Annotated in this window: 17 protein-coding genes and 2 tRNA genes; 15 read left to right on the forward strand and 4 right to left on the reverse strand. The window is 57.2% G+C overall.

The window, feature by feature from the left end:
* The first annotated feature begins 78 nt into the window (after nucleotides 1-78).
* From ACR0M3_RS10090 to ACR0M3_RS10100, 3 genes are all read left to right on the forward strand, one after another.
* A complete protein-coding gene (locus ACR0M3_RS10090; RefSeq protein WP_480910538.1) occupies nucleotides 79-1545 on the forward strand; it encodes a flavin-containing monooxygenase in 1467 nt (488 codons plus the stop codon).
* Nucleotides 1546-2547, forward strand: a complete 1002-nt coding sequence (locus tag ACR0M3_RS10095) for an alpha/beta fold hydrolase (protein WP_480910541.1) — start codon at nucleotides 1546-1548, stop codon at nucleotides 2545-2547. It abuts the gene before it with no gap.
* Nucleotides 2548-2602: 55 nt separating this feature from the next.
* Nucleotides 2603-2679 (forward strand) — tRNA-Met (locus tag ACR0M3_RS10100).
* A 68-nt stretch (nucleotides 2680-2747) separates the two neighbouring features.
* Here ACR0M3_RS10100 and ACR0M3_RS10105 read toward each other — a convergent pair.
* Complete coding sequence (locus tag ACR0M3_RS10105) at nucleotides 2748-3305, reverse strand: ZrgA family zinc uptake protein (RefSeq protein WP_480910543.1); 558 nt, start codon at nucleotides 3303-3305, stop codon at nucleotides 2748-2750.
* Nucleotides 3306-3553: 248 nt separating this feature from the next.
* On the opposite strand from ACR0M3_RS10105, the gene ACR0M3_RS10110 reads away from it, so the two are divergent.
* From ACR0M3_RS10110 to speB, 10 genes are all read left to right on the forward strand, one after another.
* On the forward strand, nucleotides 3554-4825 hold the full coding sequence (locus ACR0M3_RS10110; RefSeq protein ID WP_480910545.1) for an imelysin family protein: 1272 nt from the start codon (nucleotides 3554-3556) through the stop codon (nucleotides 4823-4825).
* A gap of 93 nt (nucleotides 4826-4918) precedes the next feature.
* The gene (locus ACR0M3_RS10115) at nucleotides 4919-5212 is read left to right on the forward strand and encodes a (2Fe-2S)-binding protein (protein ID WP_480831407.1); all 294 of its coding nucleotides are present in this window, start codon (nucleotides 4919-4921) and stop codon (nucleotides 5210-5212) included.
* Nucleotides 5160-5645 carry a bacterioferritin gene (bfr, locus tag ACR0M3_RS10120; protein WP_267365109.1) on the forward strand — a complete coding sequence of 162 codons (486 nt, stop codon included), beginning with the start codon at nucleotides 5160-5162 and terminating at the stop codon, nucleotides 5643-5645. The genes ACR0M3_RS10115 and bfr overlap by 53 nt, the downstream gene beginning before the upstream one ends.
* Nucleotides 5605-7152, forward strand: coding sequence for a di-heme oxidoreductase family protein (locus ACR0M3_RS10125; RefSeq protein ID WP_480910548.1), 1548 nt, complete (start codon nucleotides 5605-5607; stop codon nucleotides 7150-7152). Before bfr ends, ACR0M3_RS10125 begins: the two co-directional genes overlap by 41 nt.
* Nucleotides 7153-7155: 3 nt before the next feature.
* Nucleotides 7156-8166, forward strand: a complete 1011-nt coding sequence (locus ACR0M3_RS10130) for an imelysin family protein (RefSeq protein ID WP_480910549.1) — start codon at nucleotides 7156-7158, stop codon at nucleotides 8164-8166.
* Nucleotides 8167-8169: 3 nt separating this feature from the next.
* Entirely contained in the window at nucleotides 8170-9255 is a 1086-nt protein-coding gene (locus ACR0M3_RS10135; RefSeq protein ID WP_480910552.1) for a DUF1513 domain-containing protein, read from the forward strand.
* 100 nt (nucleotides 9256-9355) lie between these two features.
* Nucleotides 9356-11245: a biosynthetic arginine decarboxylase gene (speA, locus tag ACR0M3_RS10140; protein WP_480910554.1), complete on the forward strand. Its 1890-nt coding sequence runs from the start codon at nucleotides 9356-9358 to the stop codon at nucleotides 11243-11245.
* A gap of 22 nt (nucleotides 11246-11267) precedes the next feature.
* Nucleotides 11268-12491, forward strand: coding sequence for a saccharopine dehydrogenase family protein (locus ACR0M3_RS10145; RefSeq protein ID WP_480910557.1), 1224 nt, complete (start codon nucleotides 11268-11270; stop codon nucleotides 12489-12491).
* 85 nt (nucleotides 12492-12576) lie between these two features.
* Nucleotides 12577-13746: a carboxynorspermidine decarboxylase gene (gene nspC / locus ACR0M3_RS10150; RefSeq protein ID WP_480475640.1), complete on the forward strand. Its 1170-nt coding sequence runs from the start codon at nucleotides 12577-12579 to the stop codon at nucleotides 13744-13746.
* On the forward strand, nucleotides 13743-14585 hold the full coding sequence (gene speB / locus ACR0M3_RS10155; RefSeq protein ID WP_480910560.1) for an agmatinase: 843 nt from the start codon (nucleotides 13743-13745) through the stop codon (nucleotides 14583-14585). Before nspC ends, speB begins: the two co-directional genes overlap by 4 nt.
* Here the strand turns inward: speB and ACR0M3_RS10160 are convergent.
* A complete protein-coding gene (locus ACR0M3_RS10160) occupies nucleotides 14582-15172 on the reverse strand; it encodes an HD domain-containing protein (RefSeq protein WP_480605317.1) in 591 nt (196 codons plus the stop codon). The two genes, speB and ACR0M3_RS10160, sit on opposite strands and share 4 nt — an antisense overlap.
* Nucleotides 15173-15273: 101 nt before the next feature.
* Between ACR0M3_RS10160 and ACR0M3_RS10165 the strand changes: the two genes are divergently transcribed.
* Nucleotides 15274-16107: a LysR family transcriptional regulator gene (locus ACR0M3_RS10165; protein ID WP_480910561.1), complete on the forward strand. Its 834-nt coding sequence runs from the start codon at nucleotides 15274-15276 to the stop codon at nucleotides 16105-16107.
* A gap of 2 nt (nucleotides 16108-16109) precedes the next feature.
* On the opposite strand, the gene lptF is transcribed toward ACR0M3_RS10165, so the two are convergent.
* The gene (gene lptF, locus ACR0M3_RS10170; protein ID WP_480910564.1) at nucleotides 16110-17249 is read right to left on the reverse strand and encodes an LPS export ABC transporter permease LptF; all 1140 of its coding nucleotides are present in this window, start codon (nucleotides 17247-17249) and stop codon (nucleotides 16110-16112) included.
* 436 nt (nucleotides 17250-17685) lie between these two features.
* On the opposite strand from lptF, the gene ACR0M3_RS10175 reads away from it, so the two are divergent.
* Nucleotides 17686-17904, forward strand: coding sequence for a hypothetical protein (locus tag ACR0M3_RS10175; protein WP_480487675.1), 219 nt, complete (start codon nucleotides 17686-17688; stop codon nucleotides 17902-17904).
* A 164-nt stretch (nucleotides 17905-18068) separates the two neighbouring features.
* Here ACR0M3_RS10175 and ACR0M3_RS10180 read toward each other — a convergent pair.
* Nucleotides 18069-18144 (reverse strand) — tRNA-Trp (locus ACR0M3_RS10180).
* Nucleotides 18145-18222 lie beyond the last annotated feature (78 nt).

Here is an 18222-nt window from a genome sequence, read left to right on the forward strand (position 1 = left end):
TGTGACCTACTTCACTGCCAATCACGTGCAGACATCTGCAACAGATATCCATAAAGTTGTTTCAGGAGGGGCGCTTCAATGCACTACACGACAGAGATGCTGATCATCGGTGCCGGGTTCTCGGGTCTGACGATGGCGCTTGAGGCGCGCAAGCGTGGCATCAAAGATATCGCCATTCTGGAAAAGGCCGAAGATATCGGTGGCACGTGGCGCGAGAACACCTATCCCGGCGTCGCCTGCGATGTGCCTTCGCATCTGTATTCCATGGCAACCCACCCTAATCCGCACTGGAGCCGCGCTTATGCCGGTGGCGCAGAGATACAGAAATATCTGCAAAATGTCGCGCATCAGGAAGGGTTGTATGATCTTTGCCACTTTGGGCAGGCGCTGAAATCGGCAAAATGGGATGGCACGCTTTGGCAGGTCGAAACCATGGATGGCCAGTTCTGGTCGGCCCGGTTTCTGGTCTCGGCCATCGGCGCACTGCATCATCCCAGCATTCCGGATATTCCCGGCGCCGACAGCTTTCCCGGCCCCTGTTTTCATTCGGCCGAATGGGATCACACCGTCGATCTGACCGGAAAGCATGTGGCTGTTGTCGGCACCGGGGCGTCAGCCGTTCAGTTCGTGCCCGAGATTGCCAAGGTTGCGCGCCACGTCACCGTTTTTCAGCGCAGCGCGCCTTACGTCATGCCGCGCCCTGACGGCCCGATCGCGCCTTGGGTGCGCAAACTATATGCCTACCTTCCCCTGCTTCCGCGCATCCGGCGCAAACTGATTTTCATGTTCTTCGAGTTTCGTCACCGCGTGTTCAGGGGCGAGGAACGCGCGATGAACTTTGCTCTGAAGATGTGGCGAAAATCGTTGGAAGGCGCGATTGCCGACCCAGAAGAACGGCGCATTCTGACCCCGGACTATCGAATTGGGTGCAAACGCATTCTCAGTTCAAATGACTGGTACCCGGCGCTGGCCCGCGACAATGTCAGCGTCATTCCGCACGGCGTTGCCAGTATCGATGGCAACAGCATCCTCGCGTCAGATGGCACCAGGGCAGAGGCAGACGCGCTGATCTGGGGCACCGGGTTTCAGGTCACCAATGTCGTAGAGAGGTTGGATATTACTGGCACAGATGGGCTAACGCTGCGGTCGGCCTGGACAAACGGGATGTCTGCTCATCTGGGCACGGCGATAGCCGGTTTTCCCAACTTTTTCATCCTTCTGGGGCCTCATACCGGGCTTGGGCATAATTCGGTCGTGTTGATGATCGAAGCCCAGGTCGGGCATATCGGTCGGGTTCTGAGCGAGATGCAGCACAAGGAACTGTCGGTGATCACCCCCGATGCGGCGAAACAGGCGGCCTTTACACAGGAAATGCAGGACCGCCACGCGGACAGTGTCTGGCAGACCGGAGGCTGCACATCCTGGTACATTGATGCGGATGGGCAAAACACGACGCTTTGGCCCGGAACAGTTGCCGAATTTCAGAAACGCATGTCACAATCGGGATTGGAGCAATACATCCCTATTAGGACCGGAGACAGCTAGATGACAATTTTTCTTAGCCTGGTTGCGGCCTTTGCCGTCTTTCTTCTGACCATGGCCCTGTGGACCCGGCGTATAACCCGTCAGGGGCTAGAAACCGTGCCGCAGATGGGCCAGATCGTGCCCGTGCAGGGCGGTAGCATCCACTATGTGGAAAAGGGCAATCCGGACGCGCAGACGGTTATCCTGATTCATGGTCTGGCTGGGCAGTTACAGCATTTTACCTACGCGTTGGCAGATCAACTGGCCGAGGATTTCCACGTCATCGCGCTGGATCGCCCCGGTTGCGGATATTCAACCCGGGATACGGCAGAACTCGCACAATTGCCGCAGCAGGCCGCGATGATAGCTGAGTTTCTTGAAACCAAAGGCGTGAATCAGGCCGTGCTGGTCGGGCATTCACTGGGCGGTGCGGTGTCGCTGGCACTGGCTTTGGATTACCCCGAGCGGGTATCCAGCCTCGCTCTGTTAGCACCACTAACGCACAGGCTGCCTGAAACACCGGTGATCTTCAAACCGCTCGAGATTCGGACCAAATGGCTGCGCAGTCTGATTGCCAACACGATTGCAGTGCCCATGGCCTCAAAAACAGCGCCGCACAGTCTGGGCGTGGCATTTGACCCTGAAACCCCTCCAAATGACTTTCTGGACCGTGCGGGTGGTGCGCTCGGGCTGCGCCCGTCGGCCTTTGTCACGGCCTCGCAGGACGTTATCGGGTTGGATGCCAGTTGCGATGCGCTGGTGGCCAGATATCCTGAGCTATCGGTCCCCGGTGGGATATTGTATGGCCGTCAGGACGCACTTCTGTCCCCTGCCCTTCACGGACCGCCGATGGTCAAATATGGTCTGAGCTATGAAGAGCTCGACGGTCTGGGTCATATGATCCTGATCACAGAACCGGAGATATGCGCCGCGTTTATCCGCAGAACGGTGGATACCACGATATTCCGTCAGACGCCCTTCCAGGAAACGGCGACAGAGCCCGTGAAAGAATTCCCCGGTTAGGGCGATTTCCCTCTTGACCCTCCCCGGCCCCTCGCTTACATCGCCTCTCACTCACGGCGGAGTAGCTCAGTTGGTTAGAGCAGCGGAATCATAATCCGCGTGTCGGGGGTTCAAGTCCCTCCTCCGCTACCAAAATCCCCAAAGCATCAAACCGGAACACCACTTTTGGTTTTCCTTTTGATTTCAGCTGATTTCAGCGCTCATCGATCCGGTGGAAGATCGAGATATGGTGCCGCGCGTGTGATGTCGACCGCGCCCTGTGCCCCGCCCGTTTTCAACTGGATGTTCAGCTGGTCGGTCCCACTGAACTGCGCGAAATAGGCGAACTCGATCATGTTCAGCGCACTCATATCGTGACACTGAATGACATAGTCCGCCTGAAACTCCGAGTGACTCTCCGCCGTTGTGGAGCCTGTGACTGCGTTCGCCTCACCACTCTGCAGTGTGATGCCATATGTCAGAACCACATGGGCGGCCACCGTAGAGCACCCAGCTTCGGACGGGGTTACGAACAGGTTTAGCGGGTCGGAAAGTTTTGACATTGCTATGGCCACACGTGTGCGGCTGTCATCGTTTTCAACCGGGGTTTCAAACCCGACGATGTCCATGCTTGGCACCCTCAGCGCCAAGGCGAACCCGGTGTCAGAAAACACGATGTCGATCTGGGCCGAACCATGGTGATGAGGCGTGGAAACCTGCGTTGCTTGCGCCGCAAGTGCCGCAGGAAACAGGAACAAGGCCAGAACCACGCGCTTCATGAACAACAAACCACCTACAAAGAATCACTTGGCTGATTTTAGCCCGAAACATGTACCGCACAATGTGATCCGCCGGACCGAACCCCCGCCAGATATGGGGATAGTGGCAACTGAGTCAGCGGTTTCATTATCCGACAAAAAAACTCAGATTGACAATGTTGACTTTTTAACTCAGTTATTTCAATGAAAGCCGCCGCGGGAACAAACCCGCCTGATCTGACAGTTCTGAAAAGAGAGTATCGACCTCCATGACCAAGTTGTTTGCAACAGCCAGCGCTTTGACATTTGCGACAGCCACTTTTGCTTTTGCCGGTGATGTGCCGACAAAAGCGGATATTCTGGAAACCTATGCCGATATTGCCGAAGCCAAGTATGACGACAGCCTGACTGCGGCAAAGGTTTTGCGGGACGCAGTCGGTGCGCTGATTGCCGAACCCTCGGACGCGACCCTGACTGCGGCACGGGCAGCATGGGTTGCAGCGCGTGTGCCTTATCAACAGACCGAAGTTTATCGTTTTGGCAACGCAATCGTTGATGACTGGGAAGGCAAAGTAAACGGTTGGCCACTGGATGAAGGTCTGATTGATTATGTCGACGCGGCCTATGGTGGCGCGACGGATGAGAACGAATTTGCGGTTCTGAATGTCATCGCCAACCCCAGCTTCGAACTGTCGGGCGAAACCATTGACGCCAGCGAGATTACTCCGGAACTACTGAGCGAATCCCTGCACGAAGCTGATGGTATCGAAGCCAATGTCGCGACCGGCTACCACGCTATCGAGTTCCTGCTGTGGGGTCAGGACATGAACGGCCACGGGGCCGGTGCAGGCAACCGTCCAGCCACTGATTATGCGAACGGCGATACCTGCACTGGTGGCAATTGCGACCGTCGTGCACAGTATCTGAGCGCCGCAACCGACCTGCTGGTCAGCGATCTGACCTGGATGGCCGATCAGTGGAAACAAGGCGGCGCGGCGCGCACGGCGCTGATGGAAAATGAAACGGCGGGTGTCAGTGCGATCCTGACCGGTATGGGTTCACTGTCTTACGGTGAACAAGCGGGTGAGCGGATGCGTCTGGGCCTGATGCTGAACGACCCGGAAGAAGAACACGATTGCTTTTCGGACAACACCCACAACAGCCATTACTACGATGGACTGGGCGTTCTGAACGTCTATCTGGGCAGCTATACCCGCATCGATGGCACACCTGTGTCAGGCGCATCGCTGGCCGATCTGGTGATCGCAACTGATCCGGCACTGGACGCCGAGATGAAGGCGAAACTGGCCGTCACGATGCAAGCCCTTGGCAGAATCAAATCGACCGCGGAAGCAGGGTTTGCCTATGACCAAATGCTGGAACGCGGCAACGAAGGCGGTGAAACCCTAATCATGGCCGGCGTCAACGGCCTGATCGACCAGACCAAGACAATCGAGCGCATCGTGACCGCACTGGAACTGGACCAGATTGAATTTGAAGGATCAGACAGTCTGGATAACCCCGACGCGGTATTCCACTAAACAAGAACACGTGCCGGGGGCTTGCCTGCCCCCGGTACACTCAGCACGCTGACCCGCCAGCCCTTTGAACCACACAAACCCAAGCCAACATTCATGATTGTCTGCCACTGCACCAACATCTCGGACCACGACATCCGCGCCGCCATCGACTGGATGCGGACAGCCGACCCCCAAACCATCATCACCCCCGGCAAGGTTTACCATGCTCTTGGAAAATCGGCGGATTGCGGCGGATGCATGCCTCTGTTTCTGGACACGATGCGGTCAAGCGATAATCTCGAAGTACCCATGCAACTCCGCGCCCTGCGCGCGGCAGTATCACAGGAGAGTGCAGATGAAGGGCGATCCAAAAGTCATCGAATATCTCAACAAATCTCTGCGGCATGAACTGACTGCAGTCAGCCAATACTGGCTGCACTACCGGTTGCAGGAAGACTGGGGGCTTGGCCACATGGCCAAGAAAAGCCGCGAGGAAAGCATCGAAGAGATGGGCCACGCGGACAAGCTGATCGAACGGATCATCTTTCTGGAAGGCCACCCCAACCTTCAGAAGCTGGACCCGCTTCGGATCGGTCAAACACCAAAGGAAACGCTGGAATGTGACCTGGCGGCCGAGATCGATGCACGGGCCTTGTACAAGGAAGCGCGCGAATATTGTCGGGATGCCGGCGACTATGTCTCGATGTCGCTGTTCGAGCAGTTGATGTCCGATGAAGAGGGCCATATCGACTTTCTCGAAACGCAGCTCGACCTCTATGAAAGGATCGGCGAAGCCAATTATGCGCAACTCAACGCATCGAAAATGGACGAAGGCGAATAGCCTTGTCGCCCTGTCGGTGGTCGCCTTTGCGGCCACCCCTTCCCTGTCAGCCGAGCTACAGGACCTGCATCTGAACGTCACCCCCCGCACTGACGATGAACGCGCCCGAATTGCCGTTGTCATAGCACCGCCCCAGGATTTCAGCGCACCGCAGCAGTTTGAAGAACTGCCCGCCGGGGCCGCGACTGTTCGGGTTCGTACGGACGCGGATGCGTTCTCGCAACCGTCCGACAACCTGAGCTTTGAACAGGAGCTGAATTTCAAAGTCGGAAACGGGCTGTTCAAGAAGGTCTGGGTTTCGTCGCCCTCATCGACGCTCGCCTCTGACGGGTTGGGGCCGCTCTATAACGCGCGGTCGTGCCAGCGCTGCCACATCAAGGATGGGCGCGGACACACGCCAAACGGGCCCGATGACAACGCGGTTTCGATGTTTCTGCGGGTCTCGATCCCCGGCACGTCGGAAGATGGCTATGCAGCGATAGAAGATTACATCGCCACTCTGCCCGAGCCTACCTATGGTGGGCAGATGCAGGATTTCGCACTGGCAGGTCATCCAGCGGAATACCGGCTGGACATCTCGTACGAAGAAATCCCGGTGGAGCTTTCTGACGGTGAAACCGCCTCATTGCGCCGCCCGACTTATCAGGCAGCCGATCTGGGTTATGGCCCGCTGCACCCCAACGCGATGCTAAGCCCACGGGTCGCGCCGCAGATGATCGGGCTTGGCCTGTTGGAAGCGATCCCGGTCGAAGACCTGCTTGCCAAGGCCGACCCTAACGATTTGGATGGGGACGGCATATCAGGTCGCCCGAATATCGTCTGGTCGGTCGAGTTTGACACGCCGATGATGGGCCGGTTCGGTCACAAGGCGGGGATGCCGACAGTTATGGAACAATCGGCAGCTGCTTTTGCCGGGGATATCGGCATATCGAACCCACTCTACCCTGCTCCGCACGGGGATTGCACCAATGTGCAGGTGAACTGCATCCAAGCCCCGCATGGCGACAATGATGAGCGCGGCTTTGAGATCGATCATCAGGGTATGGACCTGGTCGCTTTCTACAGCCGCAATCTGGGGGTGCCGGGTCGCCGCGACGTGGATAACCCCAAGGTGTTGCGCGGGAAAGAGGTATTTCATGCGACCGGCTGCGCGTCATGCCACACACCGTCACATGTCACTCATCGGATGGAAGATCGGCCCGAGCACAGTTTTCAGCTGATTTGGCCCTACACCGACCTGTTGCTGCATGACCTGGGCGAAGGTCTGGCCGACAATCGCCCCGAGGCCCGAGCGACAGGCCGGGAATGGCGCACGCCGCCTTTGTGGGGCGTTGGCCTGACCGAACGCGTCTCTGGCCACACAGAATTTCTGCATGACGGGCGGGCGCGCACATTGCTAGAGGCGATCCTGTGGCATGGCGGTGAAGCGCAAGCTGCCCGCGACGCTGTTGTCTCGATACCCAAAGTCGACCGTGATGCCCTGATCCAATTTCTGGAGAGCCTCTGACCCATGCGAGTTCTTACCCTTGTTGCAGCGTTGATCATGCCACTTGCCGCGCAGGCACAGGATCGCGCGCCGATCCTGATGGATGTGACTGAAACCCATATCCTGCCCCGGTTCGACACGCTGCCGGAAACGACGGGCGCGCTAGTCAGCGCGTCACTGGTTGAGTGCGATCCGACCTCACCGGCGCTGCGCGCGGCCTACGATGCGGCTTTCGATAGCTGGATATCCGCCAGCCACCTGCGGTTTGGTCCGACCGAGGTCGATGACCGCGCTTTCGCCATGGCGTTCTGGCCGGACACGAAAGGGTTCACCACCAAAGCCCTGTCCCAGCATATCGCAACCGAGGATGACACCGTGCAAAGCCCGGAGGCCTATGCCGAAACGTCCATAGCAGGGCGCGGGTTCTTCGCGCTCGAACGGATGTTGTTCGATCCCAATTACGCGGAACAGGGCAATGCCGAATATCGCTGCGCGCTGATCAGGGCGATCACGGCGGATATCGATGCCAATGCCCGCGCGATGGCGCAGGACTGGCACAGCTATGCCTCTAGCCTTACCCAACCCCAAGAGAACAGACGCTACCGGACGCAGGACGAAGCGATGCAGGAGCTGTTCAAGGCCCTATCTACCGGTCTTGAGTTCACGGCGGACACTCGGCTGGGTCGCCCCATGGGGACATTCGACCGCCCCCGTCCGAACCGGGCCGAGGCGCGGCGGTCCGGGCGGTCTTTGCGCCATGTAGAACTGTCGCTGATATCCTTGCGAGATTTAGCCGCACGGCTGTCTTTTGATCACACCGAAATCGCGTCGGAACTGGACGCTGCGTTTGCACGTGCCATCCAGAACGCTCAATCCATTGACGATCCCTCGCTGGCCGGGGTTTCAGATCCCCAAGCCCGGTTCCGGATCGAGGCGCTTCAACAGTCGATCCACGATATCCGCAGCATCGCCGTGACCGAGCTGGGTCCGACATTGGGGATCAGCGCAGGATTCAACTCGCTGGACGGAGACTAACCCGTGACGTCACGCCGCCATTTTCTTGCCGGTCTTGCCGCAGCCGCGATTTCCCCGGTCCGCGGGTGGGCCTCGGCCGGTTCGCCTGGTTTTCTGGCCGCAGGGCTGTTTCCCGACGGGTCCTTTCGACTTGCCGGGTTGAGCACATTGGGGAAAATCGTGTTCTCCGTGCCTCTACCCGAACGCGGACATGCGGCCGCTGCCCATCCACACAAGGCCTTGGCGGTCGCGTTTGCCAGACGTCCGGGAACCTTTGCCATCGTCATCGATTGCGCAACCGGCGCGCAGATTGCGCAGCTAAATGCCCCTGAAAGCCGACACTTCTACGGCCACGGCACATTCTCGGCGGATGGCGCGTATTTTTATGCCACCGAGAACGACTACGAAGCCGGGACAGGTATCGTCAGTGTCTGGGACGCTAAAAGCTTTTCGCGTCTGGGTGAGTTTTCATCTGGCGGAATAGGCCCGCATGACATGCGCCTGATGCCCGACGGGGAAACGCTGGTGATTGCCAATGGCGGGATCGAAACGCACCCCGAAACCGGGCGCACAAAGCTGAACCTGCCGACGATGGCGCCCAACCTGAGCTATCTCACCCTGTCGGGCAGGATCCAAGAGCAGGTGTCGTTACCTGACGAGCTTCACAAGAACTCGATCCGCCATCTGGCGGTGCGGAGCGACGGTCTGGTTGGCTTTGCCATGCAATGGCAGGGCAGCAAGTCCGAACACCCGCCCCTGTTGGGCCTGCATCGTCAGGGTGAAGCCCCGCGCCTGCTTGCCGCGCCGGATCACGAACAAAGCATGTTGCAGGGATACGCTGGCAGCATCGCATTTTCAGCCGACGCCGAGACGATCGCAATCACCTGTCCGCGCGGCAATGCGCTGCACCAGTTTGACACAACCAGTGGCACATTCATCGGCGCCTTCGCGCTTGAGGATGTCTGTGGGCTTGGGGCCGGTGCGAACGGGTTGGTCTTTACCACGGGAACAGGCGCCTTCGGGACATTGACGGGCGCGCGCCCAGCTGTTCGAACCCGCGCCGAATGCCAATGGGACAATCATCTGATCCCAATCCACCCGTCCGCGTAAAATTCGGAATCCCCAATCAGATAGTTTACACTTGGAAGAATCAAACTGCTGCCGTATTGGCGGGCGCGAAACTGGCACCCTACGTTAAGGACCGACTTGATTGAAACAGACGCCCGACGCACCGCATTCCATCTACGGAGTTGAGAAATGGGGCAAAGGCCTCATCGAGGTGACCGAACAGGGCGAGATCGGTCTGCGCAATCCCATGGCCCCCGAGACAGCGGCGATCAGCCTGCCCGGTATCCTCAGCGATCTGGACGACCGTGGCATCAAAGCACCGATGGTTCTGCGCGTCGCGTCTTATCTGGAACACGAAATTGCCCATCTGAACGAGAGCTTTCGTGATGCGATTGCGCGCGTGGGCTACACAGGCAGCTATCGCGGCGTATTCCCGATCAAGGTGAACCAGCAGGCGCAGGTTGTTGACCGGATCGTCGAGTTTGGAAAGAAATACAACTATGGGCTCGAGGCCGGCTCCAAACCCGAACTGGTGATTGCGCTGGCGCATCGTCTGGCCCCCGAAGCGTTGATCGTGTGTAACGGTGTCAAAGATGCCGAATTCATCCAACTGGCTATTCTAAGCCGCAAGATCGGGTTCAACACGGTCATCGTTTTGGAAAGCCCGAAAGAGGCCGACACGGTAATCGAAGTTTACAACGAACTGGGCATCGAGCCCCTGATCGGTGTTCGGGTGAAGCTGACCAACCAGATCAGCGGCAAATGGGAAGAAAGCTCGGGCGACCGCTCGGCCTTTGGGATGAACACTGATCAGCTTATCGCCACCGTAGACAAGCTGAAAGACGCAGGGTTGCTGCACTGCCTCAAGCTGCAGCATTCACATCTGGGCAGCCAGGTTCAGGATGTCAACGATGTGCGCCGTGCTGTGGGCGAAGCCTGTCGCTATTACACCGAGCTTACGCGCGAAGGCGTGCCATTGACCCACCTGGATCTGGGTGGCGGCATGGGGGTCGATTACACCGGCGAAAAGAAAGCCGCCGAAAACTCGATCAACTACACGGTCGAAGAATACTGTGCCAATGTCGTCGAAACCGTGGCCTACGCCATGGACGAGGCAGAGGTGGACCACCCGACACTGGTCACGGAAAGTGGACGTGCCGTGGTGGCGACGTCCTCGATGCTGGTCTTCAACGTGCTCGAAAGCACGCTTTACGATGCGCCCAATGGCCCCGAGGTTGATCCGGATGACCACCACTTGGTCTCGGACCTCGCCGCGGTGCACGGATACCTCTCTCGCGACCGCCTGCAGGAATGCTGGAACGACGCCACCTTCTATCGTAACGAGCTGCGCGCCCTGTTTCGTCGCGGCTATGTCGACCTGCGTCAGATGGCCCGGGCCGAACGGATATACCTGTCGCTGATGGCGCGGCTCAAGGCGTTGGCCGCGTCAGAGGATCTGGAAACGGACCTGAATGACCAGCTTGAAAAGGTTGCTGATATCTATCACTGCAACTTCTCGCTGTTCCAGTCGCTGCCAGATGTCTGGGCCATCGACCAGTTGCACCCGATCGTGCCGCTGCAATATCTGAACCAGATCCCCGACCGTCGCGCCGTGCTGTCCGACATCACCTGCGACAGCGACGGCAAGATTGACCGGTTTATTCTGGCCGACGGTGTGTCCCCCAGCCTGCCGGTGCATTCCCTGCCTGAAGAGGACGAATATTTCATGGGCGTCTTCTTCGTTGGCGCCTATCAGGAAACGCTGGGAGATCTACACAATCTCTTTGGTGACACCAACGTGGTCTCCATCGACCTGCGCCCGGATGGCGGCTTTGACCTGCTGCACGAACAAGAGGGCGACACGATCAGCCAGGTTCTGTCATATGTCGAGTTCGTCCCGCAGGATTGCGTCGCCGCCTTCCGCAAAATGGTGGATGAGGCGATTTCGACTGGCACCCTGAAAGCCAAGGACCGCAAAACCCTGATGAGCGCTTACCGCGACTCGATCAACGGTTACACCTATTACGAATAACCCCTGAGAGGAGATCACCCCCATGGGCACTTTGAGTGGCAAAACACTGGTTGTCGGCGCGGGCGGCGTATCCCACGCTGCCGTGCACAAGATGGCAATGAATTCGGATATCTTCACCGAAATCACACTGGCCAGCCGCACGAAATCGAAATGCGACGCGATCGCCAAATCGGTGAAAGACCGTGTGGGCGTTGATATCGCGACCGCCGAACTGGACGCCTACAAGGTAGAAGACACCGTAAAGCTGATCAAGGAAACTGGTGCTGAAATCCTCGTGAACCTCGCCCTGCCCTATCAGGATCTGGTGCTGATGGACGCATGCCTTGAGGCGGGCATTCATTATGTGGATACGGCAAACTATGAGCCCGAGGATGAGGCCAAGTTCGAATACCACTGGCAATGGGCCTATCAGGAACGGTTCAAAGCGGCCGGTTTGACCGCCATCCTTGGTTCGGGCTTTGATCCCGGCGTTACATCGGTCTTTGCCAAATGGTTGAAAAAGCACAAGCTGGACACCATCCGCCAGATCGACGTGCTGGACGCCAATGGCGGTTCGAACGATCAGGAATTTGCCACCAACTTCAACCCCGAAATCAACCTGCGCGAAGTTCTGGCTGAAGTGCGCCACTGGGAAAACGGCGAATGGAAACACTCTCCCGCCATGACCCACAAGGTCGAATTCGATTTCCCCGCCATCGGCCCCAAAAACATGTACCTGATGTATCACGAGGAACTGGAATCGCTCTCGACCCACTTCCCCGAGATTGAGCGCGCCCGCTTCTGGATGACCTTCGGCGACGCCTATATCATGCATGCCAAGGTCTTGGAAAATGTCGGCATGACCCGCATCGACCCAGTGATGCATGACGGCAAGGAAATCATCCCGATCCAGTTCCTGAAAACCCTTCTGCCCGATCCCGGTGATCTGGGCGCGGAAACCAAGGGCAAGGCCTGCATCGGCGACATCGCCACAGGTCAGGCCAAGGATGGCTCGGGCGAGAAAACCTATTACATCTACAACATCTGCGATCATCAGGAATGCTATGCGGAAGTCGGCAGTCAGGCCGTCAGCTACACCACCGGTGTCCCCGCCATGATCGGCGCCGCGCAGGTGCTGAAAGGCAACTGGTCCGAGCCTGGCGTGTGGAACATGGAACAGCTCGACCCGGACGACTTCATGGACATGCTGAACGAACATGGCTTGCCATGGCAGGTCCATGAACTCGACGGCCCGGTTAACTTCTGATCCGCTTTAGCTTCATCTGGCCCTAAATATCCCGGGGGTCCGGGGGCAGCGCCCCCGGCCTCTCCACCAAACGGAGACGCCGGTTATGTCCGACATGATGACCACACAGGCCGGTGACGCCGGCGCCTTCCGCAATTTCGACCTCTCCCGTGTACCCAGCCCCTGCTTTGTGGTCGACGAAAAGGCGGTTGAACGGAATCTGAAAACCCTCGCTGATGTCGGAACCCGCTCCGGCGCGCATGTTCTCAGCGCACTCAAGGCGTTTTCGATGTTTTCGCTGGCCCCGTTGGTGCGCCGGCACCTTGCGGGAACCTGCGCCTCGGGTATCTATGAAGCCCGGTTGGGACGCGAGGAATATGGCGGAGAGGTCGCAACCTTCTGCGCCGGGTACAAAGACGCGGATATCGACGAAATCCTGTCGCTGTCCGATCACGTCATCTTCAACTCCGCTGCCCAAAAGGACCGGTTTCTCGCCAAAGCCCAAACCGCCAAAGTGCAGGTTGGCCTGCGCATCAATCCGGAACATTCCGAAGGCGAGGTTCCGAAATACGATCCCTGCGCCCCGTGCTCGCGCCTTGGCACACCAGTCAGCCAACTGACCGCCGACACGTTGCGCGGCGTTGACGGCTTGCACATGCATACGCTTTGCGAACAGGGGTTCGAACCGCTGCAACGCACGTGGACCGCCATCGAACCGAAGCTCAAACCCTACCTTGATCAACTCAAGTGGCTGAACTTCGGCGGTGGCCACCACGTCACCCGCGATGATTATGACCGCGACGGGCTGGTGGCCTTCCTCAAGGACATTCGCGAAACCTATGGCATTGATGTTTACCTTGAACCCGGTGAGGCTGTGGCGCTGGACGCAGGTATTCTGATCGGTGAAATCCTCGACCTGCCGACCAACGGCATGAACCTCGCGATCACTGATATCTCGGCCACATGTCACATGCCCGACGTGATCGAGGCCCCCTATCGCCCTGCCCTTATGGATGAGGCCGAAACAGGCCATACCTATCGCCTTGGCGGCCCGTCCTGTCTGGCGGGTGACGTGATTGGCGACTACACTTGGGGCAAGCCGCTGGAGATCGGACAGCGTTTTGCCTTCCTCGATCAGGCACATTACTCGATGGTCAAGACAAACACCTTCAATGGCGTCCCCCTGCCCACAATCGCCCTGTGGAACAGCGAAACGGACGAGCTGAAGATCATCCGGCAGTTCGGATATGACGACTTCAAGGACAGACTCTCATGAGCATTTTTCTCGACAGTGAATTGACCGCATCCGAACGCACCGAAGATGCCCGCTTTCGCGTGATCCCGGTGCCTTTGGAGCGCACGGTCTCTTACGGGTCCGGCACGGCCAAAGGCCCCGAGGCAATTATCGAGGCCAGTAATGAACTGGAACGCATCACCGGTCACGCGGAGCCCTGTGTCGAAGGAATTTTCACCGAAGAACCGCTAAATTGTGACGGCCCGTTGCCCGAGGTAATGGAACGCCTTGCGCACCGCACCGAGGCTGCAATTCGGGCTGGAAAGGTACCGGTCACTTTGGGCGGCGAGCATTCCCTCAGCTATGGCGCAGTGATAGGTGTGGCCCGTGCGCTAAACCAACCCATCGGCATCGTCCAAATCGACGCCCATGCCGACCTGCGCAACGCTTATCAGGGCGAAAAACACTCTCACGCCTCAGTGATGCACCTGCTTGCCGAAGAAGGCGTTCGGCTCGCCCAGTTCGGTGTTCGCGCTTTTTCAACTGAAGAGGCCCAAAGCCGACTGAGAAACCACGTCTTTCACGTGGATGCCGAGGAACTGGTGACAGGTAACATCCATTCGGTCGACCTGCCTGCAGACTTCCCCGAGCTGGTCTATGTCAGTTTCGACGTCGACGGGCTGGATCCATCGCTGATGCCCGCCACCGGAACACCGGTGCCCGGTGGGTTGGGCTATTACCAGGCACTGCGGCTGGTCGAGCACGCGCTCAAGGGGCGCAGATGCGTGGGCTTCGATGTGGTTGAGCTGGCCCCGGACGGCAATTCCGCCTGGGACTTCACCACAGCTCAGATTGTCTATCGCCTGATGGCTGCCTGTTAATCTTCGGCAGTTTCGTTCAGTTCCATATGGCCTTCGCCCTTGCTCAGGATGCGGCGCAGCATGGGTTCAAAAAACTCCAGCGGTTTCGTCGGATAGTCTGGGTCAAACGCCTTCTGATCGTATTCATGGCAGAAATAGCGGCAGTCCTCCCAATGGGGGCTGTCGCGATACTTGTCGCGCGCGTTGCGGTCTCCTCCAAGGTGGTGGTTGTAGTAGTAACCCTGAAACACGCAATGGTGCTTAAGTATCCAATAGGTTTTCTCGCTGACATAGGGCTTCATCATCGCCGCTGACAGCTCTCCATGGTTGTAGGGTGACAGAATGTCGCCGGTATCGTGGATCAAAGCGGCGACCACCAACTCCTCATCCGCGCCATCCTCATAAGCCCGGGTCGCGGCCTGAAGGCTGTGCTGATACCGGTTGACCGGATAGGGTGTCCATTCCTCGTCCAGTGACCGAATGGCGTCCAGAATGCGATCCGGCAAGGCGGCATTATACGCCTCTTCATAATCCATAACGGCGTCCCAGTCGGCCTTGGTGGCATTCTCAAAACTAGTCCAGGTCGGTTTGTGGCTTTTGTCCAGCATGGCTGATCCTTTGGCGTGTTTCCCGAAGCCGACAATATTACGAGTCGCAACTTCAAAAAAATGAATTGATTTTATCACAACGATCAAAAAATACTCTCGGTATGCGAACCAAAGCTTTGGAAACCTTTCTATGTGTGGCGGAGACAGGTGGTTTTCATGCCGCTGCCCGTAAGCTGAATGTAACTCAAACGGCCGTCAGCGCGCGCATTCATCTGATCGAAGAAGAAACCGGCAGACCACTATTCACCCGCGGAGCCGGTGGCACTTCGCTGACCGAGTTTGGCCAACAATTCAAACCGTATGCAGAACAAATACTATCCCTTTGGGCCTTCGCGTCGCGGGATTTACCGTTTCAGACACAGAACCGTCCAGCGCTTCGGTTGGGTAGTCAGCTTAGCATCTGGGACCCTTTGCTTGTGGATCTGGCTGTTCGGTTTGAACAGCGCTTTGACAAACTGCTGCTGACACTGAACTACGATCACGATCTGAACATGGTTGAAGCTGTTGCGACCCATGTGCTGGACGTGGCGATCACGCATGAAACGCCATCAGACCGACGCGTCACCTTTCACGAACTGGAACCGGAGCTTCTAACCCTCGTCAGAACCCCGCAAGCAGCAACGGCAGAAAACGATTTGGTCTTCGTCAATCTTGAACTTGGAGAGATCTACCAGGATCACGTTAGATCGGCTGTGCGACGCGCCTCAGGGCAGACCTTGTTTCTTGGCAATTGCATGATGGCGCTACGATATGTCCTGCAAAGAGGCGGATGCGGCTACTTCCCCGACTACGTCATTTCGCAACATTTGGCTTCGGGTGCGCTCGAACGGGTTGAAGACAGTGTAAGCCTGCCGTTGCCGATGTATTTGGTCGCCCGCAGTGATCGCGAAGAATTCGACGACATTCGTTGTTGTCTGGAAGAACTTCGAACCTGAAATCAAGCGGGTGTTGGGATGACCTCGGACCCGCGCGCACGTTTCCGTAATAGCGGGCGACCTGCGACAAGCAGAAAACAGCACGAGATCAATACACCCATAACGGCAGGAAGGTAAAGCAGCACCCAAAGCTTCGGGTCATCGATCACAACCGGGGACACGAACCCGCGTACGCCCTCAAGCAGCACAAGAATGGTAAAGGCACCCAAAATCTGAGGCCACAATCCAAACCGTGAAAAGCTGCCTAACATCAGGGTTGAATACCCCGCCAGCGATACGGCGATGCAAATGGCTATCCAGGAAAATCGCTGATGCAGTTCTTCGATCAATTTACCCTGGCTGAACCCCTCGGTTTCAGAAATCGCATCCCGGTTGAGGATCAGATCAGAGGTTGGAATGGCTTCGAGGCTGCGGTTTGCCAACGGGCTTGCGTTCGTCAGTTGCGAAATGTCGTATGATGCGTCCTGAAACAGGGTCGAGGAGAGAACCCTGCCCGCCTTGTTCAGGCGCAGCGCCACCCCGTCGACCATCACCAGATGAATTCCCGCGTCGTTATTGACCAGATAGGCCGTCACACTGGAATAGCTGACTGCGTTTTCCGGGTCGCGCCGATCGGATACGAACACCTCGTGCAACGTACCGTCCAAATCGATGCCACCGATGTAAACCGTAACATCTTCGGCGGGGTGCAGAAATTCGCCTTCATTCAACAACTGCGCTGTCACATCTCCTGCTACTTCGGCTTGCCGGTATTCCAATTGTTGGACCGATGCAGGGCGCAGGAACACACTGATGGCAGCCATCATCAGACCAGTGATCACACCGAACAAAACAACGGCCCGCGCTAGTCGCCACGGGCTTGACCCGGTTGCCAGCATCACTGTCATCTCGCTTTCGCGACTCAATCTGTTGGTCGCATAGACGGCAGCCGCAAATACCGCCATCGGCATAACCGTACGAACAAGCGTTGGCAGGGTAAGCGCGGTGAATTCAAGAAACACCATAGCGGACTGGCCACCGCTGATGACTTTGTCAAACAGGCTGACAGAACGGGTGATCCAGAAGACACCCACCAGGACGAGGGTGAAGAAGCCGAATAAAACCAGCAATTGCCGCAGAAAATATCCATCAAAACGCGACATATATCCTCATCCGGCTGATTGCGTCGTGGCCGGACAATAAGTCAATCGCCCACCCAAGGAAACCTCGATTACCGCCTCAGAACCGGCATCGACGGCAACCTAGTTATTCGGACATAGGAAGGGCGCGCTCAACCACAAGCGCGCCCCGGCCACAGGAGGGAAAAACAAAACAGCGTCATGTACCGAACGTGAGCGCCAACTCGTAACAGTTGTAAGTAAAGCGGGATTCTAGTGATTGGTCTGTGATTTAGTTCACCTTTGAACCGGTCACATGAACACTCTTATGGACAAGAACCCCAGCAAAAAGTTAACGACACGTTAACGCCTTGTTTCCAGCCCATTCACTGTACTACCCACATAGTGATACCTGTCGGTTTTGGGAATGTCCGTGACAGGACGATTGCAAATAACAGTATCAGTTGGCACAAGGGGTCCGATGGCAATGCATAAACCTTCGACATCAGAAGCCGCTGCACTGAATGCGCAATTACTGAAAAAGACCGACTCGGATTACGATGTCGCTATGTGGGCCGCGTGTGCATTGATGGCGCTCCACTCAGACAAACCAGCGGTGTTTCAAGAATATCAGAATATGTGGGCTGAAAAACTGGATGCGGTACGCCCGCACGAAAAAACAGGTGCCAACAAAAGATAACAACAGGTCACGATGGCCTCGCGTCATTGTAGCAGTGTTGTCGAAGCCAATGCTGCGACTAGTATTGATCCAAGCGCGAAATAGCTGAAGACAGGTATAGCGAACTCAAAGGCTGAAACCCGTTCATCCTTGGAAATCACAACTTAGTATTCGGACAATTTCAATGGCAGGGGCAGCAGGGTTCGAACCCGCGACCTACGGTTTTGGAGACCGTCGCTCTACCAACTGAGCTATACCCCTGTAGTGAGCCCCAGATATGCCAGCCGCGCGGCGGACTCAAGAGGCTTTTTCAGATTCCGATCCACGAAATGTCCGGAC

The sequence above is a fragment of the Ruegeria sp. O5 genome, assembly GCF_056535105.1.